Source organism: Armatimonas sp. (assembly GCF_031410135.1).
GTDB lineage: Bacteria > Armatimonadota > Armatimonadia > Armatimonadales > Armatimonadaceae > Armatimonas.
In genome coordinates this window covers 1-1,750 of sequence record NZ_JANNYP010000698.1, presented here as the reverse complement: position 1 = coordinate 1,750, position 1,750 = coordinate 1, and the positions used below count along the sequence as shown (strand labels likewise).

Below are 1,750 nucleotides of genomic sequence, written 5' to 3'. Positions count from 1 at the left end.
GCTGTGACAGCCCCGATAATGGTTGCTAGTATATTAACGGCATCGTTACGCATCCAGTTCACCCCACGGGCCAGCTTCCCCTGTGGAATTTCACTCCACTTACCGGTTTTTTCATCCCACCACTGCGCCTGCACGGTGGCTCCCAGCAACGAATCCGCCAGTGCTCCGATAAATCCCGATAGTGTGATCGCCAGCCAAGCAACTCCACCGAATGCGCCCAGGAGCATTGCCCCAGCAAACGCAGCCAGCGTCCCCAGAAGTGAGATCGCCCCGGATTCGCCCGGTTCGGCGGGCGCAAGGTTGGTGATCCGGCGCGGCTTGCCTCCAAAGAGCGAGCCGATCTCCGTCGCCCACGTGTCGGCGTTGGCAACGGCCAGTGCACCCAGCATCGCCTCAGGAGAGCCAAGCACGGCGCAGAGGGCCGCGATTCCCCCGTTGGCGAGCACCTGCCAGGCATCACGCTGACCGGATTTCTCAAACCCGAGTGCATCTTTCTTGCGCTTACCCAGCTTGGAGAGCGCCGTGGAGGTTCCAAAAAACGTCAGCAGTGCCGCTGCTCCGAGCCAGCCGCTAAAGGCAAGGTGGCAGAAGCCCACGCACGCCGCTGCAATCGCTCCCGAGAGTGTGAGGGCTCGCACACGCCAGGCGAGAAAGCCCACCAGAGGCGCACCAATTACGGCGGCAAGAAGAGGTGTCATCGTAGAGGCATTTTAGCAGGTATGCTGCACAGAGCGATAGGCCCCCCAGCAGCTTGCCGTGGAGGAGCTGGCGGCGCTTCGTGCACTGGCGGGCAATGCCAATGCGCGGCTCTACCTGGACTTCATGGGGCCTAAAAACCTAACGACTGGCGATCCAGAGAATCACTAGGAGCGGCAGGTCGGCGGCAAGTGCGTGGAGAAGAATGGCATCCCCAAGGGTTTGCGTCTTCTCCACAACTTTGTCGAGGGTAAAGCCGACTGCCATCACGCCCAGCACTCCGAGGGGTGCCACCCAGAGCGGGGCGATGAGAAAAATCGGCAGGCTATGCCACGAGCCAAAGAGCAGTGCGGTATAGAGGGGGCCGCGTGCCCGTAGGCAGCCGCGCCAGAAAAGCTCCTCGATCAGCGGGTTGCCGATCAGAAAGTACGGAAAGAGCCACACAAAGCTAGCTGCAGTGACACCCACGCCTGCGAGACGCTCGTTGAGTAGCTCGGCGGGGAGGAGCCACTTGCCCAAAAGCTGATACAGGCCGACGAGGAGTAAGTTGCTGACGAGGGCGACACCGAGATGAACCCTGAGGGGCCACCTGGGCTTGAGCGAGCACGCAAAGCCCTCTAAGCGCCAGATTCCAAATAAGCACACACTCGCGTAGAAGACAAACGCCAGAAGCGCCGAGTGGCCGACAAAAAGGCCCGCCGCGACGGCGGGCCAGGGCAAGAGTGCCAGGAAAAGCGGACTAGAAAATCGCTTGTTCGGTGTCTTTGTCGAAGACATGGCAGTGGTCGGCATCAATGACGATGTCCAGTGGAGCGTTTTCTTTGGCGTTGGTGCTAGCATCCACGACGGAGACCAGCGCATGACCGCCGAGGCTGATGTAGAGATTCGAGGTCGCGCCCATTTGCTCGATAACTTCCACCTGCGCTCGGACGACATTAGTGGCTGTCCCGGAGGTGAGTGCTTTATCGTTGAGGTGCTCGGGGCGGACTCCGAAGACCACTTCTTTTCCCACATAGGGCACGAGTGCGTTGGCTCGCTCAGAACTCATGGTCAC

3 protein-coding genes are annotated in these 1,750 nt (G+C 60.4%); all 3 read right to left on the bottom strand.

Going from position 1 to position 1,750, the window contains the following annotated elements; translation table 11 throughout:
- Positions 1-698 (bottom strand): DUF92 domain-containing protein (locus tag RMO15_RS25590; RefSeq protein WP_309719413.1); only part of this gene is annotated, 698 nt, incomplete at its 3' end.
- Positions 699-837: 139 nt separating this feature from the next.
- Positions 838-1,473 (bottom strand): CPBP family intramembrane glutamic endopeptidase, encoded by a 636-nt coding sequence (locus RMO15_RS25585; RefSeq protein ID WP_309719410.1) that lies wholly within the window; start codon positions 1,471-1,473, stop codon positions 838-840.
- Positions 1,436-1,750: TOBE domain-containing protein (locus tag RMO15_RS25580; RefSeq protein ID WP_309719407.1), on the bottom strand; the 315-nt coding region annotated here is incomplete at its 5' end. The genes RMO15_RS25585 and RMO15_RS25580, both read right to left, overlap by 38 nt.